This window comes from Qipengyuania sp. S6317L1 (genome assembly GCF_023015615.1).
Lineage (GTDB): Bacteria > Pseudomonadota > Alphaproteobacteria > Sphingomonadales > Sphingomonadaceae > Erythrobacter.
This window is the reverse complement of the sequence record NZ_JALKAJ010000001.1, coordinates 14,937-41,928: the sequence shown is the minus strand read 5'-3', so window position 1 is coordinate 41,928 and position 26,992 is coordinate 14,937. Positions and strand designations below refer to the sequence as shown.

The 26,992-nt window shown below is 59.8% G+C and carries 29 protein-coding genes; 12 read left to right on the top strand and 17 right to left on the bottom strand.

Features of this window, described 5'->3' with window-relative positions; all coding sequences use genetic code 11:
* Window positions 1-6: 6 nt before the first annotated feature.
* Genes MWU38_RS00210 through MWU38_RS00195 form a run of 4 tightly spaced genes read left to right on the top strand, consistent with a single transcriptional unit; the run spans window position 7 to window position 2,800 of the window.
* Complete coding sequence (locus tag MWU38_RS00210) at window positions 7-678, top strand: CDP-alcohol phosphatidyltransferase family protein (RefSeq protein WP_247269819.1); 672 nt, start codon at window positions 7-9, stop codon at window positions 676-678.
* Window positions 675-1,286 carry a lysophospholipid acyltransferase family protein gene (locus MWU38_RS00205; protein ID WP_247269818.1) on the top strand — a complete coding sequence of 204 codons (612 nt, stop codon included), beginning with the start codon at window positions 675-677 and terminating at the stop codon, window positions 1,284-1,286. The genes MWU38_RS00210 and MWU38_RS00205 overlap by 4 nt, the downstream gene beginning before the upstream one ends.
* Window positions 1,283-2,242, top strand: coding sequence for a phosphatidate cytidylyltransferase (locus tag MWU38_RS00200; protein WP_247269817.1), 960 nt, complete (start codon window positions 1,283-1,285; stop codon window positions 2,240-2,242). The genes MWU38_RS00205 and MWU38_RS00200 overlap by 4 nt, the downstream gene beginning before the upstream one ends.
* A 12-nt stretch (window positions 2,243-2,254) precedes the next feature.
* Window positions 2,255-2,800, top strand: a complete 546-nt coding sequence (locus MWU38_RS00195) for a hypothetical protein (RefSeq protein ID WP_247269816.1) — start codon at window positions 2,255-2,257, stop codon at window positions 2,798-2,800.
* Here the strand turns inward: MWU38_RS00195 and MWU38_RS00190 are convergent.
* The 7 genes from MWU38_RS00190 to MWU38_RS00160 all read right to left on the bottom strand — a co-directional run bounded on the left by MWU38_RS00190 (window position 2,797) and on the right by MWU38_RS00160 (window position 9,847).
* Window positions 2,797-4,152, bottom strand: coding sequence for a GntP family permease (locus MWU38_RS00190; RefSeq protein ID WP_247269815.1), 1,356 nt, complete (start codon window positions 4,150-4,152; stop codon window positions 2,797-2,799). The two genes, MWU38_RS00195 and MWU38_RS00190, sit on opposite strands and share 4 nt — an antisense overlap.
* 43 nt (window positions 4,153-4,195) lie before the next feature.
* A complete protein-coding gene (locus MWU38_RS00185; RefSeq protein WP_247269814.1) occupies window positions 4,196-4,483 on the bottom strand; it encodes a hypothetical protein in 288 nt (95 codons plus the stop codon).
* 13 nt (window positions 4,484-4,496) lie between these two features.
* A complete protein-coding gene (locus MWU38_RS00180; protein ID WP_247269813.1) occupies window positions 4,497-4,682 on the bottom strand; it encodes a hypothetical protein in 186 nt (61 codons plus the stop codon).
* Between the two features lie 82 nt (window positions 4,683-4,764).
* A complete protein-coding gene (locus MWU38_RS00175; RefSeq protein WP_247269812.1) occupies window positions 4,765-5,130 on the bottom strand; it encodes a PilZ domain-containing protein in 366 nt (121 codons plus the stop codon).
* A 170-nt stretch (window positions 5,131-5,300) separates the two neighbouring features.
* Complete coding sequence (locus tag MWU38_RS00170) at window positions 5,301-7,319, bottom strand: ribonucleoside-diphosphate reductase subunit alpha (RefSeq protein WP_247269811.1); 2,019 nt, start codon at window positions 7,317-7,319, stop codon at window positions 5,301-5,303.
* A gap of 529 nt (window positions 7,320-7,848) precedes the next feature.
* Window positions 7,849-8,775, bottom strand: a complete 927-nt coding sequence (locus MWU38_RS00165; RefSeq protein WP_247269810.1) for an alpha/beta hydrolase — start codon at window positions 8,773-8,775, stop codon at window positions 7,849-7,851.
* A 67-nt stretch (window positions 8,776-8,842) separates the two neighbouring features.
* On the bottom strand, window positions 8,843-9,847 hold the full coding sequence (locus tag MWU38_RS00160) for a TraB/GumN family protein (RefSeq protein ID WP_247269809.1): 1,005 nt from the start codon (window positions 9,845-9,847) through the stop codon (window positions 8,843-8,845).
* A 331-nt stretch (window positions 9,848-10,178) separates the two neighbouring features.
* Between MWU38_RS00160 and MWU38_RS00155 the strand changes: the two genes are divergently transcribed.
* Together MWU38_RS00155 and MWU38_RS00150 are read left to right on the top strand one after the other, a co-directional pair.
* Window positions 10,179-10,670, top strand: a complete 492-nt coding sequence (locus MWU38_RS00155; protein ID WP_247269808.1) for a hypothetical protein — start codon at window positions 10,179-10,181, stop codon at window positions 10,668-10,670.
* Window positions 10,671-10,698: 28 nt separating this feature from the next.
* The gene (locus tag MWU38_RS00150) at window positions 10,699-10,941 is read left to right on the top strand and encodes a hypothetical protein (RefSeq protein WP_247269807.1); all 243 of its coding nucleotides are present in this window, start codon (window positions 10,699-10,701) and stop codon (window positions 10,939-10,941) included.
* Between the two features lie 63 nt (window positions 10,942-11,004).
* Here MWU38_RS00150 and nadB read toward each other — a convergent pair whose 3' ends face one another.
* The 3 genes from nadB to MWU38_RS00135 form a co-directional block, all read right to left on the bottom strand.
* Complete coding sequence (gene nadB, locus MWU38_RS00145) at window positions 11,005-12,618, bottom strand: L-aspartate oxidase (protein ID WP_247269806.1); 1,614 nt, start codon at window positions 12,616-12,618, stop codon at window positions 11,005-11,007.
* Between the two features lie 58 nt (window positions 12,619-12,676).
* A complete protein-coding gene (locus tag MWU38_RS00140; RefSeq protein WP_247269805.1) occupies window positions 12,677-13,672 on the bottom strand; it encodes an acyltransferase in 996 nt (331 codons plus the stop codon).
* Window positions 13,673-13,761: 89 nt separating this feature from the next.
* Window positions 13,762-14,709 (bottom strand): ABC transporter ATP-binding protein, encoded by a 948-nt coding sequence (locus MWU38_RS00135; protein WP_247269804.1) that lies wholly within the window; start codon window positions 14,707-14,709, stop codon window positions 13,762-13,764.
* 117 nt (window positions 14,710-14,826) lie between these two features.
* Between MWU38_RS00135 and MWU38_RS00130 the strand changes: the two genes are divergently transcribed.
* From MWU38_RS00130 to MWU38_RS00115, 4 genes are all read left to right on the top strand, one after another.
* A complete protein-coding gene (locus MWU38_RS00130) occupies window positions 14,827-15,402 on the top strand; it encodes a DUF4402 domain-containing protein (RefSeq protein ID WP_247269803.1) in 576 nt (191 codons plus the stop codon).
* A gap of 72 nt (window positions 15,403-15,474) precedes the next feature.
* Complete coding sequence (locus MWU38_RS00125; protein WP_247269802.1) at window positions 15,475-15,717, top strand: zinc-finger domain-containing protein; 243 nt, start codon at window positions 15,475-15,477, stop codon at window positions 15,715-15,717.
* A 68-nt stretch (window positions 15,718-15,785) separates the two neighbouring features.
* Entirely contained in the window at window positions 15,786-16,331 is a 546-nt protein-coding gene (locus tag MWU38_RS00120) for a DUF4402 domain-containing protein (RefSeq protein ID WP_247269801.1), read from the top strand.
* 92 nt (window positions 16,332-16,423) lie between these two features.
* Window positions 16,424-16,888: a hypothetical protein gene (locus MWU38_RS00115; RefSeq protein ID WP_247269800.1), complete on the top strand. Its 465-nt coding sequence runs from the start codon at window positions 16,424-16,426 to the stop codon at window positions 16,886-16,888.
* A 120-nt stretch (window positions 16,889-17,008) separates the two neighbouring features.
* Here MWU38_RS00115 and MWU38_RS00110 read toward each other — a convergent pair whose 3' ends face one another.
* Complete coding sequence (locus MWU38_RS00110; protein WP_281494451.1) at window positions 17,009-18,055, bottom strand: nitronate monooxygenase family protein; 1,047 nt, start codon at window positions 18,053-18,055, stop codon at window positions 17,009-17,011.
* An 18-nt stretch (window positions 18,056-18,073) separates the two neighbouring features.
* Between MWU38_RS00110 and MWU38_RS00105 the strand changes: the two genes are divergently transcribed.
* On the top strand, window positions 18,074-19,039 hold the full coding sequence (locus MWU38_RS00105; RefSeq protein ID WP_247269798.1) for an oxidoreductase: 966 nt from the start codon (window positions 18,074-18,076) through the stop codon (window positions 19,037-19,039).
* Here the strand turns inward: MWU38_RS00105 and nth are convergent.
* The 6 genes from nth to MWU38_RS00075 all read right to left on the bottom strand — a co-directional run bounded on the left by nth (window position 19,013) and on the right by MWU38_RS00075 (window position 25,899).
* Complete coding sequence (gene nth / locus MWU38_RS00100) at window positions 19,013-19,702, bottom strand: endonuclease III (protein WP_247269797.1); 690 nt, start codon at window positions 19,700-19,702, stop codon at window positions 19,013-19,015. The genes MWU38_RS00105 and nth overlap by 27 nt on opposite strands.
* An 87-nt stretch (window positions 19,703-19,789) precedes the next feature.
* Complete coding sequence (locus MWU38_RS00095; protein ID WP_247269796.1) at window positions 19,790-20,740, bottom strand: alpha/beta hydrolase; 951 nt, start codon at window positions 20,738-20,740, stop codon at window positions 19,790-19,792.
* Window positions 20,741-20,792: 52 nt separating this feature from the next.
* Complete coding sequence (locus MWU38_RS00090) at window positions 20,793-21,506, bottom strand: endonuclease III (protein WP_247269795.1); 714 nt, start codon at window positions 21,504-21,506, stop codon at window positions 20,793-20,795.
* Window positions 21,507-21,517: 11 nt separating this feature from the next.
* Entirely contained in the window at window positions 21,518-22,129 is a 612-nt protein-coding gene (locus tag MWU38_RS00085; protein ID WP_247269794.1) for a YceI family protein, read from the bottom strand.
* Between the two features lie 71 nt (window positions 22,130-22,200).
* Entirely contained in the window at window positions 22,201-23,775 is a 1,575-nt protein-coding gene (gene guaA, locus MWU38_RS00080) for a glutamine-hydrolyzing GMP synthase (protein WP_247269793.1), read from the bottom strand.
* Between the two features lie 564 nt (window positions 23,776-24,339).
* On the bottom strand, window positions 24,340-25,899 hold the full coding sequence (locus MWU38_RS00075; protein ID WP_247269792.1) for a class I adenylate-forming enzyme family protein: 1,560 nt from the start codon (window positions 25,897-25,899) through the stop codon (window positions 24,340-24,342).
* A gap of 120 nt (window positions 25,900-26,019) precedes the next feature.
* On the opposite strand from MWU38_RS00075, the gene MWU38_RS00070 reads away from it, so the two are divergent.
* Entirely contained in the window at window positions 26,020-26,991 is a 972-nt protein-coding gene (locus MWU38_RS00070) for a PIG-L family deacetylase (protein ID WP_247269791.1), read from the top strand.
* Window position 26,992: the final 1 nt, after the last annotated feature.

Here is a 26,992-nt window from a genome sequence, read left to right as displayed (position 1 = left end):
GCACCAGTGACAGTTGAGAACAGGCGTCCATTGGCAACGCGCAGTGCCGGATGGGCAAAGGCATTGGCCAAGGGTTTGGCAAGCGCAGGCCTTACCCCCAATGCCATATCGGTGATCGGAATTTTCTTTGCTGCTGCCGGTGGTTGGGCATTTATCGCCGCACCCAATGGCAGCCCGTGGCTCTGGCTTGGCGCGGGCCTGGGCATTCAACTCAGGCTGCTTGCCAATATGCTCGACGGGCTGGTTGCGGTCGAACAGGGGAAGGGTTCGGCGACGGGCCCGCTCTACAATGAATTTCCCGACCGGATTGAGGACGCGCTGCTGCTGATCGCGGCGGGTTATGCCTGCGGTGTACCGGAGCTGGGATACGGGGCGACGGTTCTTGCCTTTGGCACAGCCTACATCCGCGCGCTGGGCGGGTCGCTCGGGTTTGAGCAGGATTTTGTCGGCCCCATGGCAAAACAGCACCGGATGTTTGTGCTGACTTTGGCGGCTATTGCGTGCTTCTTCTGGCCTTCGCCAGTGGTCGGAAGCTTCGTGCTCGCTGGCCCGCTTGCGATGATATTGGGGCTTTGGCTGATAGGGTGTGGCGCCGCGCTTACCTGCGCCATCCGCCTCCACCGCATCGCCGATCTGCTGCGCGCCGCGAAAGGATCTTTCCGGGAGGCGGGCGAATGATCGCGCGTCTGGTGGGAGAGGCGCTGTTCGGCGCGGCCAGGTTTCTGGTCGGGGGCGGGGCGCGTTGGGCAGGATGCGAACCTTCAACGCGCCAACGCATCTATTTCGCCAATCACGCAAGCCACATGGACACGATCATCGTGTGCGGCGCGCTGCCGGGGTATTTGCGCGCGGTGACGCATCCCGTCGCGGCGGCCGATTACTGGGGAGGCGGTCCGGTGCAGCGGTTTGTCGCGCTCAAGGTGTTGAATGCGGTGCTGGTCGAGCGCACCGGCAGCAAAGACCCGCTCGCCCCGTTGCGCGAAGTGCTCGATACTGGCGAATCGCTTATCATCTTCCCCGAAGGCACACGGCGCGCCGAAGCGTTGCCCGGTGCATTCAAGTCGGGGCTTTATCACCTGGCGAAAAGCTTTCCGCAGGCCGAGCTTGTGCCCGTCTATCTGACAAATCTCGCACGCGCTTATCCGAAAGGCGCGATCCTGCCCGCTCCTATCAGTTCGACCGCGCATTTCGGTGCGCCGATCAAACTTGAAGAAGGCGAGGCCAAGGCCGCTTTCCTCGACCGCGCCCAAAAAGCGATCATTGAACTGTCGGGAGCCGACGCATGATGCCTGACCTCAACCTTACGATTAACCCTACGATGGCGACGCTTTTCGGCGGAGTTTTTGCCCTTTTGTTCGCGTCCTCGTGCATCGGCTTTGTCCTTTCACGCCGCGTCACCAGCGAGGGCGGCATCGCAACGGTCGCGAACCTGAACCAGCGCATCAAGGCATGGTGGTTCATGATTGCGATTTTCGCGGTCGCTTTCGTGTTTGGCAAAGGGGTGACCGTCGTCCTGTTCGCGCTGACCAGCTTCTTCGTGCTGCGCGAATTTTTGTCGATCACACCAACGCGGGCAGAAGACCACACCGCAACTGTGGCGGCATTCTACCTCTTTATCCCGCTTCAGTATTGGCTGATCTATACCGATTGGCAGTCGCTCTTTTCGATCCTGATCCCGGTCTGGGCGTTCCTGCTACTGCCGCTCCTCGCGGTGCTCAAAGGCGAAACCGCCGACTTCCTTACACGAAGTGCAAAGATCCAATGGGCGCTCATGCTTGGCGTCTATTGCATCAGCCACGCGCCCGCGCTGCTGCTGCTCGACATTCCGGGTTACTCCGACAATTTCCTGCTGCTCTTCTTCCTTATCACCGTCGTCCAGATTTCCGACGTGCTGCAATATGTGTTCGGCAAGCTTTTCGGCAAACACAAGGTCGCCCCGCGCGTGAGCCCTGCGAAGACGTGGGAGGGACTTATTGGCGGAGGGCTTTCCGCCGCCGCGATTGGCGCCGCGCTGTTCTGGATTACGCCTTTTGCGCCTTGGGAGGCCGGGCTTCTCGCGCTCACAATCGTGTTTGCAGGCTTTGCCGGAGGGCTGGTGCTTTCGGCAGTGAAGCGCTCGCTCGGCGCAAAGGATTGGGGCACCATGATCGAAGGGCACGGCGGGGCGCTCGACCGGATGGATTCGGTGAGTTTTGCAGCGCCCGTCTTCTTCCACCTCGTCCACTATTTCTTCGTGCCATAGGCTGTCGCCGCGATGATCGCGCTTGTCGCCATCTGGGCTTTTGCCGAAGCGGTCCTGTTCTTTATCGTCGCCGATGTGCCCATCATGGCGCTCGGCATCAGGAGCGGTGTCCGAAAGGCAATGCTCGCTGCATTGGTTGCGGCGGTGTCGGCGGCCCTTGGCGGCGCGGCCTTGTGGCTGTGGGCGAGCACCCATCCCAAGGATGTGATCGAGCTCATGCTTGTCCTTCCCGGCATTGACGCCGCGCTTGTCGCGCAAACGCATGACGATTGGGCGCTGGGCGGCATGATCGCGATGACTATCGGCAGCTTTTCAGGCGTTCCCTACAAACTCTACGCGCTTGCCGCGGGGTCAACGGGCGCAGGGACCGGTGCACTGGCGCTCTTCGCCCTTGCCTCAATCATCGCGCGATTGCCGCGCTTCGTGCTGGTCGCTCTTGTCGCAGGCTGGGCTGGTCCACGCATGGTGCAACGCTTTGGTAAGCGGCCGGTGTGGACCGCCTTCTTCATGGGATGGGCGGCATTTTACGCGCTTTATTGGAGCGCGATGGGTTTCTAACCCATCCCCATCGCAAGACCCGTCGCCGCCAGCGTTGCAAGGATCGGCACCAGCACCGTCACCACAAACACGTCCTTATACGCCTGGCGGTGGGTCAGTTGGGTGATGGTCAGCATCGCGATGACCGCGCCACAATGCGGGAGCGAATCGAGACCGCCGCTTGCCATGGCGGCCAGGCGATGAAGCTCTTCCGGATCGAGGCCCAGCGCCAGAAACGGCTCGGCCAGCGTGGTCATGAAGATCTGCAATCCGCCAGAGGATGAGCCGGTGATCCCGGCCACCGTGCTGGAGGCAGCAAAGACAGAGAGATGCGGCGGGAGGCCCGAGCCGACGACTGCCTGTGTGAACAAGGCAAACCCCTGCGTTTGTGCAACCACCCCGCCAAATCCGATCACCGAGGCGGTCGCCATAAGCGGAAGGATCGCATCCTGCGTACCCGTTCCCATGATCTGCAACGGGTTTTTGCGCACCAGCGGGAAGACAAGCACAGCGACAACGCTTGCAAAGATCAGAGCCATCGACGGCCACAAGATCGGCTGCGAACTGGCAAAACTGACCCAGGCGGCCTCGATTCCGGCGCTTTGTGCCAGGCGCGGGGCGAGGATGGTCGCGATCACCAGCACCAGCGGGAAGGCCGCGAGCAGCGGGTGCGGCACGTCTTTCTCGATCTCTGTCAAATCAGGGATGACATCGCGCGGCCCTGCCTCAAACCCTTCGCCAGCAGCCGCCGCCTTCACGCGTTCGCGTTCCAGATAGATCATGCCGACAACGAACATGATCGCCCCGCCGAACAGGCCAAGCACGGGCGCTGCAAACAGGTCGGTGCCAAGTGCAAGCGTGGGAATGACATTCTGGATTGAAGGCGTGCCGGGAAGCGCGGTGAGCGTGAATGTCCCCGCGCCAAGCGCAAGCGCGCCGCAGAACAGGCGCTTGGGAATGTTGGCCTCCTTCATCAGCCTCAAGCCCAGCGGATAGGAGGCGAAGATCACCACGAACACCACCACGCCCCCATAGGTGAGAAGCGCGCAGGCAAGGACGATGATCCAGAGCGCGCGGTGAGCGCCAAGCAATCGCACCAGCGCCATCGCCACAGAGGTCGCCGCGTGGGCATCGCCCATGATCTTGCCGAACACCGCGCCTGCTGCAAACAGCAGGAAGAACCGCCCGGCAAAGGTGAACGCGCCGAGGTCTGACAGCAGGAAGCTTTGCGTCAGGCTTTCGGCAAAGGGCAGGCCGTTGGTGAGAATGACCAATATCGCCCCGAGGACCGAGGCAAAGATGATGTTGACGTCACGAAGCGCAAGCCAAATGAGCAGGGTGATCCCTGCGAGCAATCCAAGTATTCCGAGCACTGCCTCGCTCCCGTTTCAAATTGTTCTGTTCTCTCTTGCAGCGTCAGTCCCTGCTCTTCTTTGAGCCAAAGAAACTGCCCCCGCCCAAAACGGTCACGCCAAGGAAGAAGCCAAAGTCATACCAGCCCCCTTTGTTTGGCACGGCATAGACCGCGATGTCGGGACTGAAGAGCGAGCCGATGAAGCTCCACGGGAAGATGAAGCCATGCCATACCCCCCAAAGGAAACCGGGCGTGTCCGGCTCGGTGCTGACGCCTGCGTCAATCTGGCTGGCGCATGCAGACAACGCGAGAGCGAGCGCAGCGGTGATGAGAATTCGGGTGGCTTTCATGATGAGCGCTTGCTCACATGCTGGCCGCTGCGACAACCGCCAGCCACATGAATGGCAAGGTGATCGCGCCCATCGCCATGTGCAGGCGCCCCGCATTGGCGCTGTGCCCTTCGGGTCCGCGCGACAGGCGCCGTCCGTTGATGATGAAGCCCAACAGGAAAATCGTTCCTGCAATTCCGATCCAAATTTCCGGTGCCATCAGCCCTCTCCTCCTGCGACAGAAGGAAGCGTGACACATTTTTCAGGGAAGTGCGAGGGGGGTGGTGCTTTGCTCCCTCGCGTCAGATGATCCGGCGAACCGGATAGACCCGTCCATCCAGGAGCGGCGCGCGGCGAGCAAGGTCCCATTCCTGTCTGATGAGGTGGCGGTAAACCCGGTCAGGCAAAAGTTGCAAGAATTCCAAACCCACGCGGTCACCCTGTCGCCACGCGACTTCGGCGCGGATTGGTCCGGTCCCTTCGATAAAAAGGCTCACATGCGCGCCGAGGCTCATCCCGCCAACCAGATCATCGACGCGGCATCCCCCTTGCGAGATATCGCGATATTCGATCTCGAATTCCTGTCCGCGCGCGGTCTTGCACGTGCCAACGGCGCTGATCTGGCTGCGCTCGAAATCTCGGGCAGCGGAAGCTCTGCTGGCGAACATGGCGCGGGGGGTCTCCTGTAACGGCGGGCGAACGCAAAGTGTACGCCAACAGCGTTAGGCAGGCTTTGCCGCCAAGCTACGTCAAAGCCCCGAGGCAAACAGACAAGAGAAACAAAAACCCCCGCCAAAGCGCTGGGCCTGGCGGGGGTCTTTGTGCTTGTCGAGGAGCCTTACTGGCAGCTCAAGCATTCCTCATAGTCGGTTTGCTCGGCGCTCAGCTCGAATTTTGCCGCGTCCGCCGTGTTGTCGGCTTCAACGCCTCCGGCAAAGCCTGCGCGCTGGACCGATTTCGAGCGGAGATAATAAAGCGACTTGATGCCTTTCTCCCACGCCTGGAAGTGCAGCATCATAAGGTCCCATTTGTCGACGTCAGCCGGGATGAACAGGTTCAGCGATTGCGCCTGATCGACATAAGGGCTGCGGTCGGCTGCGAATTCGAGCAGCCAGCGCTGGTCGATCTCGAAACTGGTCTTGAAGCTCGCCTTTTCCTCGGCGGTGAGGAAATCGAGGTGCTGGACGCTGCCGCCCTTTTCAAGGATCGAGTTCCACACATTGGTCGAGTTCTTGCTCTTCTTGTCGAGCAGTTTCTCAAGATAGGGGTTCTTCACGATGAAAGAGCCCGAGAGCGTCTTGTGGGTGTAGATGTTCGCCGGGATCGGCTCGATGCAGGCAGAGGTGCCGCCGCAAATGATCGAGATCGAGGCGGTTGGCGCAATTGCCATCTTGCAGCTGAAACGCTCCATCGCGCCCATGTCGGCCGCATCGGGGCAAGGGCCACGCTCTTGCGCCAGAAGCATGGAGGCTTCCGAAGCTTTCGCCTGAATATGCTTGAACATTTTAAGGTTCATGGCCTTCGCCATCGCGCTTTCAAAGCCAAGCCCCTTCGATTGCAGGAAGGAGTGGAAGCCCATCACACCAAGGCCGACCGAACGCTCACGCATGGCAGAGTATTTCGCGCGCGCCATTTCCGGCGGTGCGCGGTCGATATAGTCCTGAAGCACGTTGTCGAGCATCCGCATCACGTCTTCGATGAACTGCTTGTCGCCGTTCCACTCATCCCATTTTTCAAGGTTGAGCGATGAAAGGCAGCACACAGCCGTGCGGTCATTGCCGAGGTGGTCAATGCCGGTGGGCAAAGTGATTTCAGAGCACAGGTTCGAGGTCGAAACCTTGAGGCCAAGCTCACGGTGGTGCTTTGGCATCATGCGGTTCACCGTGTCGTTGAACACGATGTAAGGTTCGCCCGTTGCGAGGCGGGTTTCGACCAGCTTCTGGAACAGCGAACGCGCATCGACTTTACCACGCACTTCGCCGGTCTTGGGTGATTTCAGTTCAAACTCGGCCCCGTCGCGCACCGCTTCCATGAAGTCATCGGTGAGCAGCACGCCGTGGTGCAGGTTCAGCGCCTTGCGGTTGAAGTCGCCAGAGGGTTTGCGGATTTCGAGGAATTCCTCGATCTCCGGGTGCGAGATATCGAGATAGCACGCAGCCGAACCACGGCGCAGCGAGCCTTGCGAAATCGCCAGAGTGAGCGAATCCATCACCCGCACGAACGGAATGATGCCGCTGGTCTTGCCGTTGAGGCCCACAGGCTCGCCAATGCCGCGCACATTGCCCCAATAGGTGCCAATGCCGCCGCCTTTGGAGGCGAGCCACACGTTTTCGTTCCAGGTGTTCACAATCCCGTCGAGGCTGTCGCTCACCGAGTTGAGATAGCACGAAATCGGTAGCCCCCGGCTGGTGCCGCCATTGGACAGCACCGGCGTTGCAGGCATGAACCACAGGTTCGAGATGTAGTCATAAAGCCGCTGCGCGTGCTTGGCATCGTCGGCATAGGCATCGGCCACGCGCGCGAACAGATCCTGATACTTTTCGCCGGGCAGCAGGTAGCGGTCGGTCAGCGTTTCCTTGCCGAACTCGGTAAGGTTGGCATCGCGGCTTTCGTCGATCTGGATATCGAAGCGGCGGTCGTTGACCTTCTTGCTGTCATCTGCGGCAGCTTTGGCCGCGCTTGCCACAGCGTTGCCCAGCGCTTCTGCGCTTTTCTCCGCGATAAGAGCGTCGCTGCCTTTGTCGGATTTTTCCATTGTCACAGCCTTACCTGCATTCGTGCTTGCCTTTTCCTGTGTGTCGGCCACGTCAACGCCTTCTGCTTCATTCAGCACTTCGTCACCCGCTTTAAATTCCATGATCGCCCCGTTCTATTTCACTCGAATCGGGAGCTTTTGACCCGTATAGCGCAAAAGCTCATTTGTTCCGATTCTGTTCCGCACCGTGTTATCGACATCTTTTGCCCGTGTTTTGCGCAGGCACACTCACAGCAAGCGCACGCACAGGCAGTCCCTTCAAACCGTCTCGATCAGCCCTCAAAAAACCCGTTCGCAGCGACTCCTTCCCCGTGCCGCCCCTTGTGCCTAATGCCCGGGAGCGTGCCTGAAAGCGAGGATGCGCACTACAATTTGGGGGTCCATTGCGAACCGAACCACCAGATAGTGAATCAGAAGCGGAATCGGGTCAACGGCCTTTTAACTATGATTCTGCACCGAACCCGATCACATATTTATGTTGCAGTGCAGCGAAGCGCCGGAAAAGCTTGAGTCGCGACTTCCGCAACCCCCAAAGTGAATCTGTGAAGAAAAATTTGGTGATTGAATCATGTGAATCAATCCTTGAATCTTTCGCAAACGGGCTTGCAATATTGTTGCTGCTAGCCCGCCCCTATGCTGGCTCTGGGGCTGATTCAGGCGCCTTCTCGCTCGCCGCGCGGGCGTGATCGGCGATGTGCCCTGCCAATGGCTCGATCAGCTCGATCGGCAGATCATGGCCCCACCCCGGAATGGTGACGAGCTTGGCCCCCGCAATATGTTTTGCCGTATCCTGACCACCTTCAAGCTTGACCAGCGGATCCCCCTCTCCGTGAAGGACGAGCGTTGGAGCGGTCACACTTGCGAGGCGCGAACGGCGGCAGCCATCATCGATGATCGCCGCGAGTTGCCGCGGAAGCCCTGCGGGATAGACGCTGCGCCGGATGGTCGCGAGAATACGCTCTTTCGCGCGCTCATCGTCCGCAGGATATCCGGGCGATCCGATATTGCGCGAAATGTTAAGGCCGTGCGCCACCAGATCGTCTTCCTCCATTGATTTGATCGGAGCAACAAGCGCGTCCATCGCGTGTTTTTCCGCCACGGGAAGCGAGCTGTTGCCGGTGGTCGACATGATCGAGGTGAGCGACAAGAGGCGCTCGGGATGATTGATCGCGGTAAGCTGCGCAATCATGCCGCCCATGCTGGCCCCGACGATATGCGCCTTCCCGATGTCCAGAGCGGTCAGGAGGCCAACCGCATCATCGGCCATCGCCTCCAGCGTGTAGGGCACCTTGGCGGGCCAACCGATCTTCTGGCGAATGATCTGCCAGGCTAGCTTTGGCGGCTTTGCGCCTTCAAACTTCTGGCTAAGGCCAATGTCGCGGTTGTCATATCGGATGACGCGAAAACCGTGCCCGACCAGCGTTTCGACCAGTTCATCGGGCCACAAGGTCATCTGCGCGCCTAGTCCCATGATCAGCAGGATCGTTTCGCGCGATGGATCACCGTGGTCTTCGTAAAAAAGTTCGATGCCTGTGTTGGGCGTGGTGATGGTGGGCATGGGTGCAGCGGTTCCTTTGGTTTCTTCCGGCAACCTACAATGCAGACCTGCGCCGCAAGAGCAAGGGTTAGCCTTCGGGAGAGGCCGCGGCCTTCCCCCGCCAGTCAGGCCCGCCGATGAGGAAATTCTGCGCCTCAAGCTGGTCGAGGACGCCGTCGGGCTCGGCCAATACGCGCAAGGGCACCACGGCAAGCGTCACGCCCGGCTGCTCGGACGCATCGGCAATCATGCCCACCCATTGCCCGCGGATCTCATCGCCAAGCTCATCGTCCGCCCACGGCCAGCAAGTGCCCAGCGCCACTTCGAGCGGGTTCGCCATGACGGCAGGAATATCGAAGCTGCGCCAATCCTCACCACGCTTTTGAATGATCGCTTGCCCCGCCTCGGTCGCGCTCATCGCAGCTTCCAGGCAGGGGATGTGGCTTGTGGGCGGAGCGTCTGCAAGGTTGTCGAGCAGGTCTTCGCCGCGAAACCGCTCTGGCCGGGTGACAGGCACATCGGCCTTGCTCGCCGCTTTTTTCACGATGTCGGTTGCGTCCTTGGTCGTCTCATCATCGAAGTCGAGCCTCCGCGCGAGGAGGTCAAAGCCGGTCATCAGGAACGAGCGACGATCATAGTCGATGTCGTATTCCGCCTCGAGGCTTGCGAGCCGGGCACGCTGCGCATCGTCCAGATAATCGGCAGCCACCCCCTTATCAGGAAGCTTTGTGAACTTGCCCCCGCGAAAGAGCAGGCGAAACACATCGCCGGGTGAAAACTTGGGCGCGCCGCGCACGATCACGCGGTCAGCTTCGCGTGTGGCACTCTCGAGCCGGTCGGGAAACCAGGGCGTCGATTTGGGGACGGCGCGGATTTCGCCCACGAGGATGACCGCGCCCGCCTCGGTTTCGATCGTCCACATCGGCGCGCCAGCGGCTTTTGCGGTGACGATTATCTGGTTGTCGGAAAGGGGCGCATCTGAAGCAGGGCCCTGCGATGCCGGATCCTGGGCTGCGAGAGGAGCTGCGAGGGTAGCTGCGGCGAGGCCAGCGCCAGCCAGCGCGATTGCGAGGGGTCTGATCATAACGTTCATCTAGGCCGCTCTTTCTTTCTGTGTGCTGTATATCAGGAACACTAGCACATGAGAGCGATAGAGCCGCGCGCGGCCCGCGACCTATTAGTTGGCTTTACGAAAAGCGGCCTGCCCCCTTCCCCCCCTTTAAGGGTCGCAAGAGAGCGGCTGTGGGTCCTTCATCGGACCTGCGGCCGCTCTTTTTCGTAGGGTGCAGTTTGACTGCCGCTGCCGGGCCGGTGCGCCCCTACACTTGCACTAGCACACCCGGTCGATACGCCGCGCCGCGCTGCCTGCCTACTGTCTCTCCTCGACCCGATCGCATCCGTTTCGAGGGAAGGATACACCGCAAATGTCCGAAGAACCGCAGCTCGATTGCCCCAGCGCGCCGTTCGATCATCCCGAGGCAAAGCTTCTTGGCGTGGTGCTCGAAGAGGATGGCGAGGCGCAGGTTGCCTATACTCACAAGGGCGCAGAGCTTCCCGATGATTTCGATGCTGACGAGCTTGGAATTGACCCCGGCCATGCGCTGCGTTTTTCGGCCCCTTGCGCGAACAGTGGCTGTGGCCAGTGGCGCGACGGGGGATGCGGGCTTGGCAAGGCGATCCTCGAACAATTGCAGCCCGTGGTGGATGTAGCGCCTGCTTGCACGCTGCGCGCCACCTGCCGCTGGTTTGCCGAAAACGGCACGCAAAGCTGCCTTCGCTGCCCGCAAGTTACCACCAAAGCGCCAAGTTCTGCCTCTGTGCGCGTTGCACCGCGCACCCCCATCGGACCGCAGCGTCCTTCCCTAATCCCGTCACCCACTCAACGCCCGGGCAGTGGGGCCACGGTTCACGCATGATTGTCCGGGTTCACCATTGGAGAAGACCATGAAAACCAGCAAGAAAGCTGCCCGTATCGGCAGCGATCAACTTGCAGCCGGCATTGCCGCTGCATCTGCGAATGCAAAGTCGCGCGTCCAAATGCTCAGCGGTCAGGAAACTGACGGCGTTTCGGGCGGCATCGGCAGCATCATCGACGTGATCGGCAGCGGCACGGTGACTCAAGGCATGACACCGCCTGACAATGATCCGTGGGGCAGCAGCAGCGACCCTTACGGCCTCGACGACTGATCGTATTGAGGCAATGGGAGAGCGGTCGCGGGCCACAAGCGGGCCTCGCGGCCGCTCGATTCTTTAAGGCACCAGCACCGTATCGCGCACCGTGGCTTTCAGGCCCGGATAATCGAGTGTGTAATGCAGGCCCCGGCTTTCCTTGCGGGCGAGCGCCGAGGTGACGATGAGTTCGGCCGATTGCAGCAGATTGCGCAGTTCGATGAGGTCGGTCGTCACCACAAAGCTGCCGTAATAATCCTCGACCTCCTGGCGCAGGAGAGCAATGCGATTGGCCGCGCGCTCTAGCCGCTTTGTGGTGCGCACAATGCCGACATAGTTCCACATAAAGCGCCGGATCTCGGTCCAGTTCTGCTTGATCACCACCTGCTCATCCGAATCCGACACGCGGCTTTCATCCCATGGGAGGATGGCGGGAGGCTCGGGCAATTCGTCCCACATGGTAAGAATGTCGGAGGCCGCCGCTTCGCCGAACACGAAGCATTCGAGCAGGCTATTTGACGCGAGACGGTTCGCGCCGTGGAGGCCGCTTTCCGTGCACTCGCCCGCAGCCCAAAGGCCGGGCAGATCGGTGCGCGCGAACAGGTCCACCACGATCCCGCCGCAGGTGTAGTGCTGCGCAGGGACGACGGGGATCGGTTCCTTGGTCATATCAATGCCAAGACCCATCAGCTTGTCATAAATCGTCGGGAAGTGTTCGCGCACGAATTCAGGCGGCTGGTGACTGATATCGAGATGCACGTAGTCGAGGCCAAATCGCTTGATCTGGTCGTCGATCGCGCGCGCAACCACATCGCGGGGCGCCAATTCCATGCGGTCGGCGTCATATTCGGTCATGAAGCGGTGCCCGGTTTCCGGGTGCTTCAAATGCCCGCCCTCGCCGCGCACGGCCTCTGTGATGAGGAAGTTTTTGACTTCGAGATTGTAGAGGCAGGTGGGGTGAAACTGCATCATCTCCATGTTCGAGACGCGCGCCCCTGCCCGCCATGCCATGGCGATGCCGTCTCCGGTCGCGCCTCTTGGCGCGGTGGAGAATTGATACACCCGGCCAGCCCCGCCCGCCGCCATGATCGTGGCGCGCGCGACGTGGCGTTCGACCCAGCCGGTTTCTTCATTGAGCGCATAAACGCCCCAGACATGGCCGCCGCCCGAATAGCGTTCGCGGTTGCGGTCGGTGATCAGGTCAATCGCGGTGCGACCGCCCAGCATGGTGATGTTGGGATTGGCTTCAGCCGCTCTGAGCAGAGCCGATTGCACCGCCCATCCGGTTGCATCGTCGACATGGACGATACGGCGGTGCGAGTGCCCGCCTTCGCGCGTCAGGTGCAGATCACCCGAGTCTTTGTTAAACGGCACGCCCAGCTCGACCAGCCGGTCGATGCTTTCCGGCGCGCGCTCGATCACGAATTCCACCGCCTCACGGTCATTCAAACCAGCGCCTGCGACCATCGTGTCGCGTACGTGGTTTTCGAAAGTGTCGCCTGCATCAAGCACAGCGGCGATCCCGCCCTGCGCCCATGCGGTCGATCCGCCGGTGAGCGAGCCTTTGGCAAGGACCAGAACCCGCAGGCGTGTCGCAAGCTCCAACGCTGCGGTCAGCCCGGCGGCTCCCGATCCGATGATGATTACATCATATGCGCTTGTTTCAGCCGCATTTGCATCCGCTTGCTTAGTCATGCCCAAGCGCAATGACGCGGGCAGCGGCGGCTGGCAAGAGGTCTAAGCGCAAGACCGGCTAGGCTGCGCTTTGCACCGCCCTTGATTGAAAGACCGAAAAGCCCCTTTGACACAAAGCGGTCAGCGGGTTTTCGATGCGTCGGTGGACAAGAACACCGACCCAGCAGGAAAGCGCCATGACAACGACAAACGTCGCAGGTCCGGGCAGATAAGGCGCCACCAGAACCGAGCAGATTTGCAATGTTATCAACTGGGAGAGGTAAATCGCATAGGAAGCGTCAGCCAATAACGTGGGCAGCTTTATTTCAGGCAGATACCCATCAAGCGAGCGAGCGCCTGCGACAATCGCCACACACGGTATGAAGACAGAAAATATCCAAACATCGGTAAAATGCGGAGTGATCGCAAGGCCTGCAAATCCGGCAAAACTCATCCATACAGGCAACCGCCAGTTGAACCTGGCAAGAGCCATGCCAGCGACGAAGAGCAACAGGAGATGGCTTGCGAAATAGGCCAGGTAAGGCGGCAGATTGAACCATTGCGTGCTTTGCGAGAACAGGCCCAGAACGAGTGCTGCGACCCAAAACCGCATCTTTTCCGGCAGTAGTAAGATGCCTGCAAAAACAAGATAGAAGAACATCTCGTAATTGAGCGACCACCCCGGCTCCAGCAAAGGCGAGCGCATGACACCCGTAACAGGGTCCGGACTCGGCAGGAACAGTAGCGACCCGGCCAAATGCTCAAGGTTCCAACTTGGCAGGAACCCGATCCAGCAAATCGTCATCACCCAGTAAAGCGGGGCGATGCGCAAAAAGCGCCTTTTCATGAACGCGGCCGGCCGGGTGGTGCGGCCTTGCGTTGATGTGACCATCACAAAGCCCGAAATGATAAAGAAGATGGCGACGCCGTGCCGGAGCCAATGGAAAAACACTTCATCCTCGACCGGGACCAGCGCATAGTTGAAGATATGCTCGGCCACCACCATCACCGCCGCGACCGCGCGCAGGTAATGGATCGAGAGGTAATGCCCTCCTCCCTTGGCCGAAGCGTTCATGTGAGCTGTTGCCACCATGGGCGAGGGCTTAGCTCAAAGCCCGTGAAAATTGCGTTTACCCGGGCAAAGCCTGTTCCGGCAAACGTCGCCTAGCTTGCGCTGGTCAATTGCACGAAGACGTCTTCGAGGTCGGCCTCTCTGGTGGTGACATCCTCGATCGTGAGGCCCTGCGCCTGAAGAATGGCGAGCACTTGCCCTGCGCTCATCTCGTCCTTGTCATAGGTTATTTCCACGCCACGCTCACCGGTGAGTTCAACCTTGTGAAACGCATCATGCGTGGGCGCAGCTGGCACGTCATTGGCAAGCGTCACCGCAACGATCTTCTCGCGCGCCATATTGATGAGGTCGGCGGTGGGCTTGTGCGCGATGAGTTCACCGTGGTTGATGATCGCAATCTCGTCGCACAGCTCCTCAGCCTCTTCGAGATAGTGCGTGGTGAGCACGATGGTGACCCCCTCATCGTTGAGCTCTTTCACAAGCTCCCACAACTGCCGGCGAAGATCGACATCGACACCTGCGGTGGGTTCATCAAGGACAAGGATCGGGGGCGAATGGACCATCGCCTTGGCCACCAACAACCGCCGCTTCATCCCCCCTGAAAGCGTGCGGGCATAGGCATCGCGCTTGTCGGCAAGCCGCACCGCCTCCAGCAATTCCTCGCTGCGCCGGTCCTTGGCCCCGATGCCGTAAAAGCCGCCCTGGTTTTCGAGCACTTCATAGGGCGTGAAAAAAGGATCGAAGACAATTTCCTGCGGCACGATCCCGATGGCGCGGCTTGCATTGCGACGCTGCTCGTCAATGTCAAAGCCCCAGATTTCGGCCGAGCCGCTGGTCTTGTTAACGAGGCCGGCAAGAATATTGATCAGCGTCGATTTGCCCGCCCCATTGGGACCAAGAAGGCCAAAGATCGACCCTTCGGGCACATCAAAACTGACACCCTTCAATGCCAATTTTCCTTCTGCCTCAGCCCCTTTTGCGCCCTTGGGCGCGGCATAGCGTTTGGCGAGATTGTCGATGCGGATGGCTGGAGCATTCATACCCATAGCCAATAAAGCGGGTGATGAGGGACGCAAGGGGGCGTAAAAAGTAAATGGACCGGTAACTCTCTTTGGTCAGCTTCTGCGCATAACCGGCGATCTATAGGCCAGGGTGTAATGGAAAAGACCGGCACATCGCTTTTGCGCAAAAGCGCACGCACCATGCGCCTCGCCTCCGCCTCGCTGGCGGCGATGGCAGCGCTGTGCCTCGCGCCGCATGGGGCAGTTGCGGAAACGACAACCACGACCGCCAACACCGAAATCGTAATCGACACGCGCCTTGTGAAGCTGGCCGATCTCGACTTCGGGGAGATCATTCCGGGCGATACAGGCGGAACGATCACACTTTCGCCTGCTGGCGCGGTTTCGACCTCGGGCTCGGTCATATCGGCGGGCGGCAACCCGCAATCCGCAGAATTCCGCATGACGCGGCGCCTGTTCATCGACTTTCCGACCTATGTCGGTCCGGCTGGCACCGACAGCATCGAGCTTGCCCACACATCGCTGCCGGGGCAAACCATGACCTTGCGCGATTTCACCACCGATTATAACCGCACAGTGATTTTCGGACTGCCGGGTTATTTCTTTCTGACCGAATATGATTTTCGGGTCGCGGGCACTCTGGATGTTGGCGCCAATCAGCAACCGGGCACCTATCTCGGCACATTTACCGTCACCATCGATTACAACTAACCCGGCATACAGCGCCTTTGCGTATGGATTGGGGAGTTGAAAACAAACCAGACTGAGATTATCGGGCGGGATATGGCAGAACTCATTCCTGAGACAATCAAAGTCGACACCCGGCGCGTTTCCTGCGACGGGGCAAGCTCTATTCGCGCAGGGAGCGGATACCGTCCCGCAGCTCTCGGCCACCCGCTTGTTTACATGGAAATTGACGACAGCGGCTATGTCGATTGCGGCTATTGCGACCGGCGTTTTGTCCTTCGCGGCGGACCAGCCGATGAAGGCCCAGCGAATACAGGCGACGAAAAGACAGCCGCCTGATTTTTAAAGATAGTTAATTGTTTGCACCTAGAGACCGCTCATCAGGAACGGTTGGGTCGCGAATAAACATGCACAGCTTCAAACGTATTGCAGGCCTGCTGGGAGCCATTCTCGGCCTATGGATGCTGCCTGCAAATGCGCTCGCACAGGAAACGCAAACAGCCGACACACAGGCGTTTCTCGTCACTCCCTTAAGCTTCGTCAAACAAACCGATCTCGATTTCGGCGACATCATCCCCGGCAATAGCGATGGCGAAATTGTCATGGATTCGGCCGGAAACGTAAGCACCACAGGCGGTATCATTCAGATCGACGGCACCCAGGAGCCGGCGCGTTTCTGGGGCTATGGCCAGTTCCTTCAGACGGTTTTAATCAATGTGAACGCCAATCAGCACATCCTCACCCGATCAGGCGGTACGGAAACGCTGGTGATGGATGCGATCCTTATCGGCAGCCAGCCTCCGATTATCATCAACACCAATCCGCGCCGCTTTCGCATCGTTAATCCCGATGGTTATTTCACCTTCACGATCGCAGGCCGCTTGCAAGTGCCTTCGAACACCGTGCCGGGCTTTTACGAGGGGCAGTTTGCGCTCACCCTCGAATATGAGTGAGGGGTAACGGCACGCGGCCGGCCCCACCTGCGGTCAGCGCAGGTTCAGTGATATGCTACCATGGTTCCATGACCGGCAATCAGGAGTGTGTCATGATTCGTTTTAACGCCGCCACCGCCAGCGCCGCTTTTTGCGGGGCAGCCGCCCTCACCTTGCTCACCGGTGCGCCAGCAATGGCTGGCGACGCATCGCCTGACGAGGCTGGGCAAGAGCTTTCCAAAGGCGAAGCGCGTCTTGCCAAAATGCTCGAAGGGCGCGAGGCCGGCGAGCCGGTCAATTGCATCAACAGCCTTGCCCATCAGCGCGTCACCACCATCGACGATACAGCCTATGTCTATGGCCGTGGCAAGACGATCTATGTGCAGCGGACAACAAGGCCGCAGGATATCGACCGCGACGATGTGCTTGTCCTCGAGCGGTTCAGCGGTTCCCAGCTTTGCCGTCAGGATATCGCCAACACGGTCGAACGCTATTCGGGCTTCTTTACCGGCGCGGTGCGGTTTGAGGATTTCGTCCCTTACACGCGCGTAGAACAAGCATCCGAAGGCGCGCGCTAATTCGCCATAGCGGGGCGCAGCCAGAAAATAGCGCCGATCATAATCGCACACCCATAAGAAAAGCGGGCCGGGACCAAATGTCCCGACCCGCCCGGTTCCTATCTTGCCAAATGCGCGCTTTTAAGCGGCAAGCATTGCGCCCATACGCTTTGTGATGATCTCTTCGGCCTCCGCCATGATGCCGTCGATCAATTCCTTGCAAGTGGGAATGTCGTTGATGAGGCCCGCGACCATGCCGCACGACCATGCGCCCTTGTCCATTTCGCCTTCCATCATGATCGACGGATAAACACCCGCGACCTCTGGCAGGATGTCCTCAAACTTGAGATCATCGCCGAGCTCTTTTTCCTTCTCCAGGAGCCGCTGGACCGCATCATTGTTCAGTACGCGCTCGGTATTGCGGAGCGGGCGCATGACAAGGCGCGTGTCGAGTTCGGATGCGGCGACGATCGCCTTTTTCACGTTTTCGTGCACGGGGGCTTCTTTGGTGGCGATAAAGCGCGTGCCCATGTTCATTCCCTGTGCACCCATGGCGAGCGATGCCACCAGGCTGCGGCCATCGGCCATGCCGCCTGAGGAAACGAATGGGATTTCCAGCTCGTCCGCGGCGCGCGGCAGAAGGATAAAGTTTGGCACATCGTCTTCGCCAGGGTGACCGCCGCACTCGAAACCATCGACCGACACCGCATCGCAGCCGATTTCCTGCGCTTTCAGGGAGTGGCGCACGCTGGTGCATTTGTGGATCACCTTGACGCCTGCATCCTTGAGGTGAGGCAGCACTTCCTGCGGGTTGCGGCCAGCGGTTTCGACCACTTTAACGCCGCCCTCGATGATGGCTTTGACAAGTCCGGGATAATCGGGCGGTGTAAGCGAAGGCAGAAAAGTCAGGTTTACGCCGAATGGCTTGTCGGTCATGTCCTTGCAACGCGCGATCTCATTGGCGAGCTTTTCGGGCGTGCCTTGCGTCAGGCCGGTGATGATGCCCAGGCCCCCTGCATTTGACACAGCCGCCGCCATTTCGGCAAAGCCGACAAAGTGCATTCCGCCCTGGATAATCGGGTGCTCAATGCCGAACATTTCGGTGATCGCGGTCTTCATACTTTCAGTCTCCCTCGCAATGTTTGAACTTTGGGCTAGACTGGTAGCCTCAGCCGACCCTTTCTCCAAGACATGGATGTGATGAAAATGACCTCGCAACAGACACCTATTGGCTCTCCATTTGGCATGCGCTCCACCGCGAAGGAGGTCGTTGCCGGCATTGACCTTACGGGAAAGCGGGTTCTGGTGACCGGCGGCTATTCAGGCATCGGCACAGAAACGGTTCGCGCTTTGGCGCAAGCGGGCGCAAAAATTTGTGTCGGCGCGAGGCGACCTGTGGAGGCGCAAGAAGTTCTGGACGATATCGGGGGCGATATTCTGGTCCTCGCGCTCGATCTGTCGGACCCTCATTCCATCGATTCGTTCGCAGCCGAGCTTGCAAACCACTGGTTCGAAATCGACATTTTCATCAATAACGCGGCAATCATGGCAAGCCCGCTGATGCGTGACGAGCGCGGCTATGAAATGCAGTTTTCGACCAATCATCTGGGCCATTTTCACCTGACTGCGAGGGTTTGGCCATTGCTCAAGGCGGCGGGCTCTGCGCGGGTTGTCTGCCTCTCCTCGATCGGTCACCGCCTCAATGCGCTCGACCTCGACGATCTTGATTGGAAGCGGCGTGATTATGACAAATGGTCCGCCTATGGCGCGGCGAAGAGCGCCAATGCCCTGTTTGCACTCCACCTCGATAAATTGGGCGAACCCCACGGTATTCGCGCCTTTGCCGTTCATCCCGGCGGCATCGCCACACCGCTGCAACGCCACCTGACGATGGATGAGCAAAAAGCGATGGGGTGGTACGATGATGAAGGCAATACGCACGCCATGTTCAAATCCACCGAGGAAGGCGCCTCAACCACCGTTTGGGCCGCTACATCCCCACTTTTAGAGGGCATGGGCGGCGTCTATTGCGAGGATTGCGAGGTCGGCGAAATGGTGGGCGAGGAGCCACCGCGATCCTCGGGCGTCTATCCGCATATCCGCGATGAAGCCTTGGCAAAGGCGCTTTGGGAAAAATCCGAAGAGCTAACCGGCGTCAGCTTCCCCGGCTGATTGGCCCCGTGCAATTGGTCCCGTTTCGCACAGGTCGCTGACCACGCAGATATCGCATTTGGGAATGCGCGCGCGGCACACTTTCTTGCCAAACTGGATGAGCCAGAAATGCCCGTCACGCATTGCCCATTGTGGCGAGCGTTCTTCCAGTTGCTGGGCGGTTTTATCGGCGGTCCTGGCCTTTGTCAGGCCGATGCGATTGCACACCCGGTGGACATGGGTGTCGACCGCGATGGTGTCCTGCCCGAAGGTAAAACTCATGACGATGTCAGCGCATTTGCGACCAATGCCGGGCAGGCTCATCAGCCCTTCGCGCGTATCCGGCACCACGCCGCCATGCTCTTCGATAAGCGCGGTGCAAAACTTGCGAATGTTCTTCGTCTTGTTGTTGTAGAGCCCGCACGGTTTGATCGCCTCGCGGATGGCATCATCCTCCAACGCAAGCATCGCCTCAGGCGTGCGGGCAAGCTTGAACAAAGCCTTGGTCGCGGCCGCGGTATTGCGGTCAAGCGACTGCGCAGACAGCATGCAGGAGATGCACGAGCGAAAGGCATCGGGTTGACCCTTAGGGCCTTTGGCATTCCTGGTGCGACCCGGCATGGCGTCTGCAAGCTTGCGGTAAACCTGTTCGACTTGATCAGCGTTCAGCATCACGGCCTTCATATGGCGCGGCGGCGGGAAACCTGAGCAGGAATTTTGCCAAAGCCCCAAGGAGCCACGGGGCAAAGTTGCCATACCATGCGGCCAAGATCATCCACCGGCTTTGAAATGGCGCAGCAGGAACGCAATCGCAGGCTCGATTTCATCAGCGAACTCTTCGCTACCATGGCTGGCGCCATCGACCTTTCTCAATGTAATCTCTGCACCTGAAAACCGGGCCTCAACCACTTTTTTCAGGCGATCAGATTGCAGCGGCGACACCACGGGGTCCTGCGTACCGTGCGCCAGCAGGATTGGCGGGATCGGGGCATTGGGCGGCGCGGTCTGAACGATGTCCACCGGGCTCGCCGCGCGCGCCTTGGCAAGATTATCAGCGACCGGTTCACCGATAAGACGATTTTCCGGAGTGGGCTGGCCAAATTCCTCATTGCCACCGGGCACATTATCGGCCTCGCGATCTGCCGCGATCTGTGTGAGGTCTGATGGTGCAAACCACGCAACGATCGCTGCGGTCGGTGCGATTGGCCCACCTTCTGAAAGGCCGAATTCGGGCGCCCCGGAAAGACCCGCCATCAAAGCCAGATGAGCGCCCGAAGATTCTCCCCAATAGGCAATCTGATCGGTGGTGTAGCCATAATCCGCCGCCTGCTCGCGCAGGAACCGCGCGGCCGCGCGAACATCCTCCAATTGAGCAGGCCAAATCGCATCGGTCGAATAACGCATATTGATTGTTGCAACCGCGATGCCAGCCTTCATCAAAGCGTCGATGCGGCCAAACCGATCCAGACGATCCTTGTCATCGCGTCGCCATTGGCCACCGTGAATAAATACAAGCAGCGGCGGATCGGTGACATCCGCTGGCACATACAAGTCCAATGTATTGCGCTCATGCGGGCCATAGGAAAGGTCGGTCTTTGGTTTCATATCGGCTCTTTGCTCCTCGATTGCAGTGTCGTTCGAAGGGCTATCCGCGGTGGAACAGGACACCAGAAGCGCAGCGCTCATAATGGCGCAAAATGTCATCGGCTTTGAGAGAGGCATCAGGGGCGCTCCTGTCAACGAACAGCCAGACCGCACGGCATGGTGTGCTCTATCAACCGCGCGCAACCTGAGGGGTTCCCATCTCGCAGTCTTCGTGCACCGGACATCCCTCGCACTTGGGCGAACGCGGCCGGCAGAACGTCTGGCCCAGTTTCTTCAGGAGCAAATGGTGCTCATCCATATCGGCGGCGGACCATTCGCCCGGCACAATCGGCATAAGCGCGTCATAGGTTTTCGCTGTGTCCGCTTTGAGAGGAACCACGCCCATGCGCTGCATGATGCGGCGATGGTGGCCGTCGATAACCATCGCTTTGCGGTCGAAGCTCGATGCGTTCATCACCCCGGCGGAGTTCTTGCGCGCAACGCCGGGCAGCGTCTCAAGCCATGCCATCGCCTTTCCCAAAGGCAGGTTTGAAAGGTGGGCAAGGCTGACACTTCCCCGCTCGGCAATGATCGCCCGAAGGCACGCCCTTAGCCGCTTGGCCGCAACCGAGGGAAAGCTCTGCCGCTGAAGCCGTTTTTCGAGAGCCTCCTCGGAAAGCTCCGCTACCGCCTCCCACGAACCAAACTCGGCCAAAAGTCCATCGGTCGAGGCGTTTGAGGCAGCGGTCTTGGTTTGCGCTCCGATTACCCCGTGCACCAGAACCCATTCAGGGCTGCGCCGTTTCTCAGGGGGGCGAATGATGCGCCCGAACCGCTCGATCAATGCTTCTTGGCTGCGACGCAAGATATCCGTTCGTTGGTCGCCACCCAGATCAAGCTGCATGCAGCAGCCTCTTACCGCTGGAAAGCGATCGAGAAGGTCACGGGCACAACAGGCGTGATCGAATCGAGCCCGGCAAGCTCCTGAAGCTCGGCCAATTCATCGGCGAGTTCGAACCGGCCCGCTTCGATAATAACGGGCTTATCGGTGACTGCGATCACGCGGTCCGGTCCCGCGCGCGTCACGCTGACCTCGGCCTGAAACGGCGCTTCGACGCCCGCAAGCGAGAGCGTGCCATCGAGCGTCGTATCGGCGCTTTCGCCAACCGCAAGAGCCTCAAAGGAAGCCGGGTCCACCTTGGCGGTCACGGTTGCTTTGGGATTGTCGGCAACCGAGAAGAAAATGTCGCGCATGCGTTCGTTGCGAATATCGACACCGGTGGAAACGGAAGCGAGATCAATCTCGACCATGGCCTCGCCCGCGCCCGTGACCGAGCCGGTTACCGTTTCAAAGGTATTGGTCTCGGCAATTTCGCCCTGTTTGATCGAAACGTAGGAAAGTCTGGAAGCGGCGCTATCAACTTCCCATGCGCCCTCGATGACGGGGGCAGGCTCTTCGCTGGCGGTCTGCCCGCAAGCAGCGAGGGTAAGGAGCGAGGCAAAAGCGGCAGTGCGAATGGCGTTCATGGTCATAGTCCGTTTGACAATTGGCTTTGATCTATCGCTATCAGAATGCGCAAAACCCGCAAAGGTTGCCGCTATTCCCACTCAATCGTGCCGGGAGGTTTCGACGTGTAATCGTAAACCACGCGGTTGATGCCCTTCACTTCGTTCACGATACGCGTTGCAACTTGCGTCAGGAAAGCGGCGTCAAAGGGATAGACGTCGGCGGTCATTCCGTCGGTGCTGGTCACCGCGCGAAGGCCGCAGACGCTGTCATAGGTGCGGCCATCGCCCATCACGCCCACGGTCTTTACCGGAAGCAGCACGGCGAACGCTTGCCAGATTGCGTCGTAGAGGCCGGCGTTGCGGATTTCTTCGAGGTAGATCGCATCTGCTTTGCGAAGGATATCGCAGCGTTCCTTGGTAACCTCGCCCGGAATACGGATCGCAAGGCCAGGGCCCGGAAACGGGTGACGCCCGACGAAGGCTTCGGGAAGGCCAAGTTCACGGCCCAAATCGCGCACTTCGTCCTTGAAAAGTTCGCGCAAAGGCTCGACCAGCTTCATATTCATGCGCTCTGGAAGGCCGCCGACATTGTGGTGGCTTTTGATCGTGACCGATGGTCCGCCGGTGAAGGATACGCTCTCGATCACGTCGGGGTAGAGCGTGCCTTGCGCAAGGAAATCCGCGCCGCCGACTTTCTTGGCCTCTGCCTCGAACAGGTCGATGAATGCCCCGCCGATGAATTTGCGCTTTTTCTCAGGGTCGGTGACGCCTGAAAGGCCAGCCAGGAAGGTTTCCTCGGCATCCACGGCGACCAACGGAATGTTGTAATGGTCGCGGAAGAGCGAGACGACTTGTTCAGTCTCGTTCAGGCGCATGAGGCCGTGGTCGACGTAAACGCAGGTAAGCTGGTCGCCGATTGCCTCGTGGATGAGGACGGCTGCGACCGCCGAATCGACACCGCCCGAAAGCCCGCAGATCACACGGCCATCCCCGACCTGCTCGCGGATTTCTTCGATCTTGGTCTTGCGGAACTCGGCCATGGTCCAGTCGCCTGCAAGGCCGCAGACATGGCGCACGAAGTTGGCAAGCAGCCGCCCGCCATCGGGCGTGTGAACAACCTCGGGGTGGAATTGAGTGCCGTAATACTTGCGCTTTTCATCGGCGATCACCGCAAACGGGGCGCCGTCCGAGGTTGCGACGATCTCGAAGCCGTCTGCAAATTGCGTGACCTTGTCGCCGTGGCTCATCCAGACCTGATGGCGCTCACCCTCGGCCCAAAGGCCATCGAAAAGGGCGCATTCCTTGGTGACAGTGAGGTACGCGCGGCCAAATTCGCCGCCTTCTCCGGTTTCGTGACCGGGACGCACTTCGCCGCCCAGCTGGTGGCTCATCACCTGTTGACCATAACAAATGCCAAGGATCGGAACGCCCGCATCGAACAGGCTTTGCGGTGCGCGTGGAGAGCCATCGTCGCACACACTTGCCGGACCACCGGAAAGGATTATGCCCTTGGGATTGAGCCGTTCGAAAGCCTCTTCGGCCATGGTGAATGGAGCGATTTCGGAATAGACACCCGCCTCGCGGACGCGGCGCGCGATGAGCTGGGTGACTTGGCTGCCGAAATCGACGATCAGGATCGAATCTGGAAGATGGTCTGCTTGCATAAATGCGCCGTTACGGCAGCGTGCCGCTTACTGTCCAGCACCAGCTGTGGGTGAGCGGCGACATCGCTTGTGCCCGACCCTTCGCTGTGTTGCGTATTTTGCAACTTATTTTCATATTTTAGCATTTGAGTTTCACGCTATCGAACACCATAAATTGTGCAGCGCAGCACTGCCAGCCTCTTCTCTTCTCCAAACTGGCAGGCGCGCATATGACGGCACCGAAGTTTCCCCCCCGATGCTTCGTGTCGTCAATTCGCTTGCCGCAAGGCTGGCAGCCAGATTGAAGCGCGCCTTTGGGCAGTCGGGATGTCTTCCAGCACCCCGGTCTTCCACCCCACAGGCTCCCGCGCTGAAACAGCGTTCCCCTCGCTGAGGTTGCCCGCTTTGATGGTTGGTTTCGATGCTCGTGTGGTGCCTTTTAAAGCGCACCGAGATCTGCGAGCGCCGGGACCACGTTGCAAGGCGCTTTGCTGCTTTTACGCAGCGAGCGAGACGCGGCCACCACTCTCTCCCTCTCCCAATGGTGGCCGCGTCTCAAAGCGCAGGTCGTAAAGCTTTAACGCTCTAATCTCCAATCCTTGCCGCTGCCTCTTCGCGAAGTTCGCTTTTCAGAAGCTTGCCGATGTGGCTGCGCGGCATTTCCTCGATTGCATAAAGCGCAGAAAGCCGCTGCGTCTTGCCAAGCCGCGCATTGACGCTGGCGAGGATGGCATCGGTGTCGCGCGCGCCCTTGCCCAGCACCACGAAGCCAACCGGCGTCTCGCCCCATGCCCTTGACGGGACACCGATCACCGCCGCTTCGGCAACGTCGTCTTCGCTGGCAAGCTCGTTTTCGAGGTCAATCGGATAGATGTTGAAGCCGCCGGAGATAATCATGTCCTTGGAACGACCCACAAGCTCGACAAAACCGTCTTCATCGACGCGGGCGATGTCGCCCATGCGCATCCACACATCGCCGTTTTCATCGACATATTGCGCTTCTGAGGTTTTACCGGGCTGGTTCTTGTATCCGCTCATCATGGTGGCGGACCGACCGATGAGGTTGCCCGCAGTGCCCGGCGGCACCTCATTGTCCTTGTCATCAAGCACCTTCAACTCGCTTCCCGGAGCAGGGCGCCCGACCGTGTGCAGCTTGTCGGGAAATTCGTGCGCTTGCAAAAGGCACACGACACCCCCTTCGGTCATCGAATAAATCTCGACAAGCGCGCCGGGCATCCGCGCGAGCACTTCGCGCTTCAGCTCGGCAGAAAATGGCGCCGAGGTGCAGTATTTGAGGATAAGCGAGGACAGATCGTAATCGTCAAAACCTTCAAAATCCATCAACCGCTGATATTGGACAGGCACCAGCATGGTGATCGTCGTGCGGTCCTTTGACGCGTTTTCGAGCCAGCGCGCACAATCGAACTTGCCCATCACCCGGACGGTGCCACCAGCCAGAAGGACCGGCAGGAAACCGACCATCGTCGTGTTGGAATAAAGCGGTGTCGAGGCAAGCGAGCGGACCGGAAAACCGCCTTCGAGATAGGACAGGGCGGTCGAGGCAAATTGCAGCCAGCGCATCTTGTGCGAATGGACGATGCCCTTGGGGATACCGGTGGTGCCGCTCGAATAGATGATATTGAACGAATCGCTTGGCGAAGGCTTGTAATCGGGGGCACGGCTTCCGGGAGGGGCCATCCATGTGTCGATGGCTTCCAATGGCACGCGGATCAGGTCTGCCATGAAATCAGGGCCCAGCTCCGCCGCCTTGGCATCATCAATGAACAGGTGGCGCGCGCCAGAATCCCTGGCCATCCCTTCGAGCTGATCGGGCGAGGCGCTGGTGGTGAGCGGCGCGGCGACCCCGCCTGCGCGAACCGCGGCGAGGAATACGAGAGCGTAATTCACGCTGCTGGTGCCAAGGATGGCGACCGATTGACCACGTTCAAGCCCCGTTTCGATCAGCCGCGCGGCAAGCCTTTCGACCTCTCCGACAAGTTCGGCCCAGGCGAGTTCGCGCGCGTCATCGACGATGGCGATCGCATCGGGCTGTGCCTTCGACCACATCTGTAATGTTTCGGAGAAAGAGCCAAAGGGTTCGGCCAGGCGGGCGCTCATCATGGCGCTGATCGTGTTGTCATTCATGGCGCGGATGATTGCGTTGATGCCCCCTCCTTCGCAAGAGGTTTTGCGCAATTCACACTCATATGGTGCCGAATTCTTTACCCCTTTGCCGCACACCATAAGCGCAAGGAGTGATAGACGATGCTGCGACCAGAAGAGCTGAGTAAACCCGTCATGCGCATGCTAGCGTGCACCGTTGCCGCACTTGCGACTGTCGCACCTGCTACCGCGCAAGATGTGGCCAAGCCGTCAATCGTCGGCACGGAAGAGACGCTTGAGGACGGGCAGGTGGTAACCCGCCTTACCCCCGGCGCCGCGCCGCGCGCGCTGCAGGATAACAGGCGCAGCGATAATGCCGCGCCTGACGATCCCCCTTCCCCGCCCGAAAGCAGGCAGGACGCGCCTTCCGTTCTTGCCATCGTCTCCCATCCCGATGATGAAATCGTCTTTGCGCCTGTCCTTGCACGGATCGCCCGCGAAGGAGGCGAGGTCACGCTCGTTTTTGCCACCAGCGGCGATCAGGGCCCCGGCACAAGCGGGCTTGAGGCGGGCGATGCGCTTGCCTCCTTGCGCGAGGACGAAGGGCGCTGCGCCGCCTTCGCGCTCGGGCTGGAAGAACCGATCTACTGGCGCTTTGGCGACGGGACGCTGGCTGCGAACGCGCGCAATACGCAAGACGCGATGCGCGATATGGGCGAGCGCATCGCCGGCCTCATCGCACTGCACGATCCCAGTGTGATCATGACATGGGGCCCTGATGGCGGCTATGGCCATGCGGACCATCGCATCACGTCAAGCGCGGTGACACAAGTGGTTCAAGCGATGGGTCCGGATCGCCCCGATCTGCTCTATGCCGCCTTCGTTGCAGGCGAACAGGAAGGGGGCGATGACGATGCGCCTCCAGGCTTTGAAGGCTGGGCGCGCACGCACCCCTCGCTCATCACCGACCGCATTGCCTATGAACCTTTTGACCTCGACGCTGCGATGGCGGCGGTCAATTGTTATGAGAGCCAGTTTGACGCAACTGCCCGCGAGACGCTGGCGGGCACGCTTCACCAACGGGTCTGGCGCGGGCAGGTGTCGTTTCGCCTTGCCTTCGCGAAGCCTCGCTAGA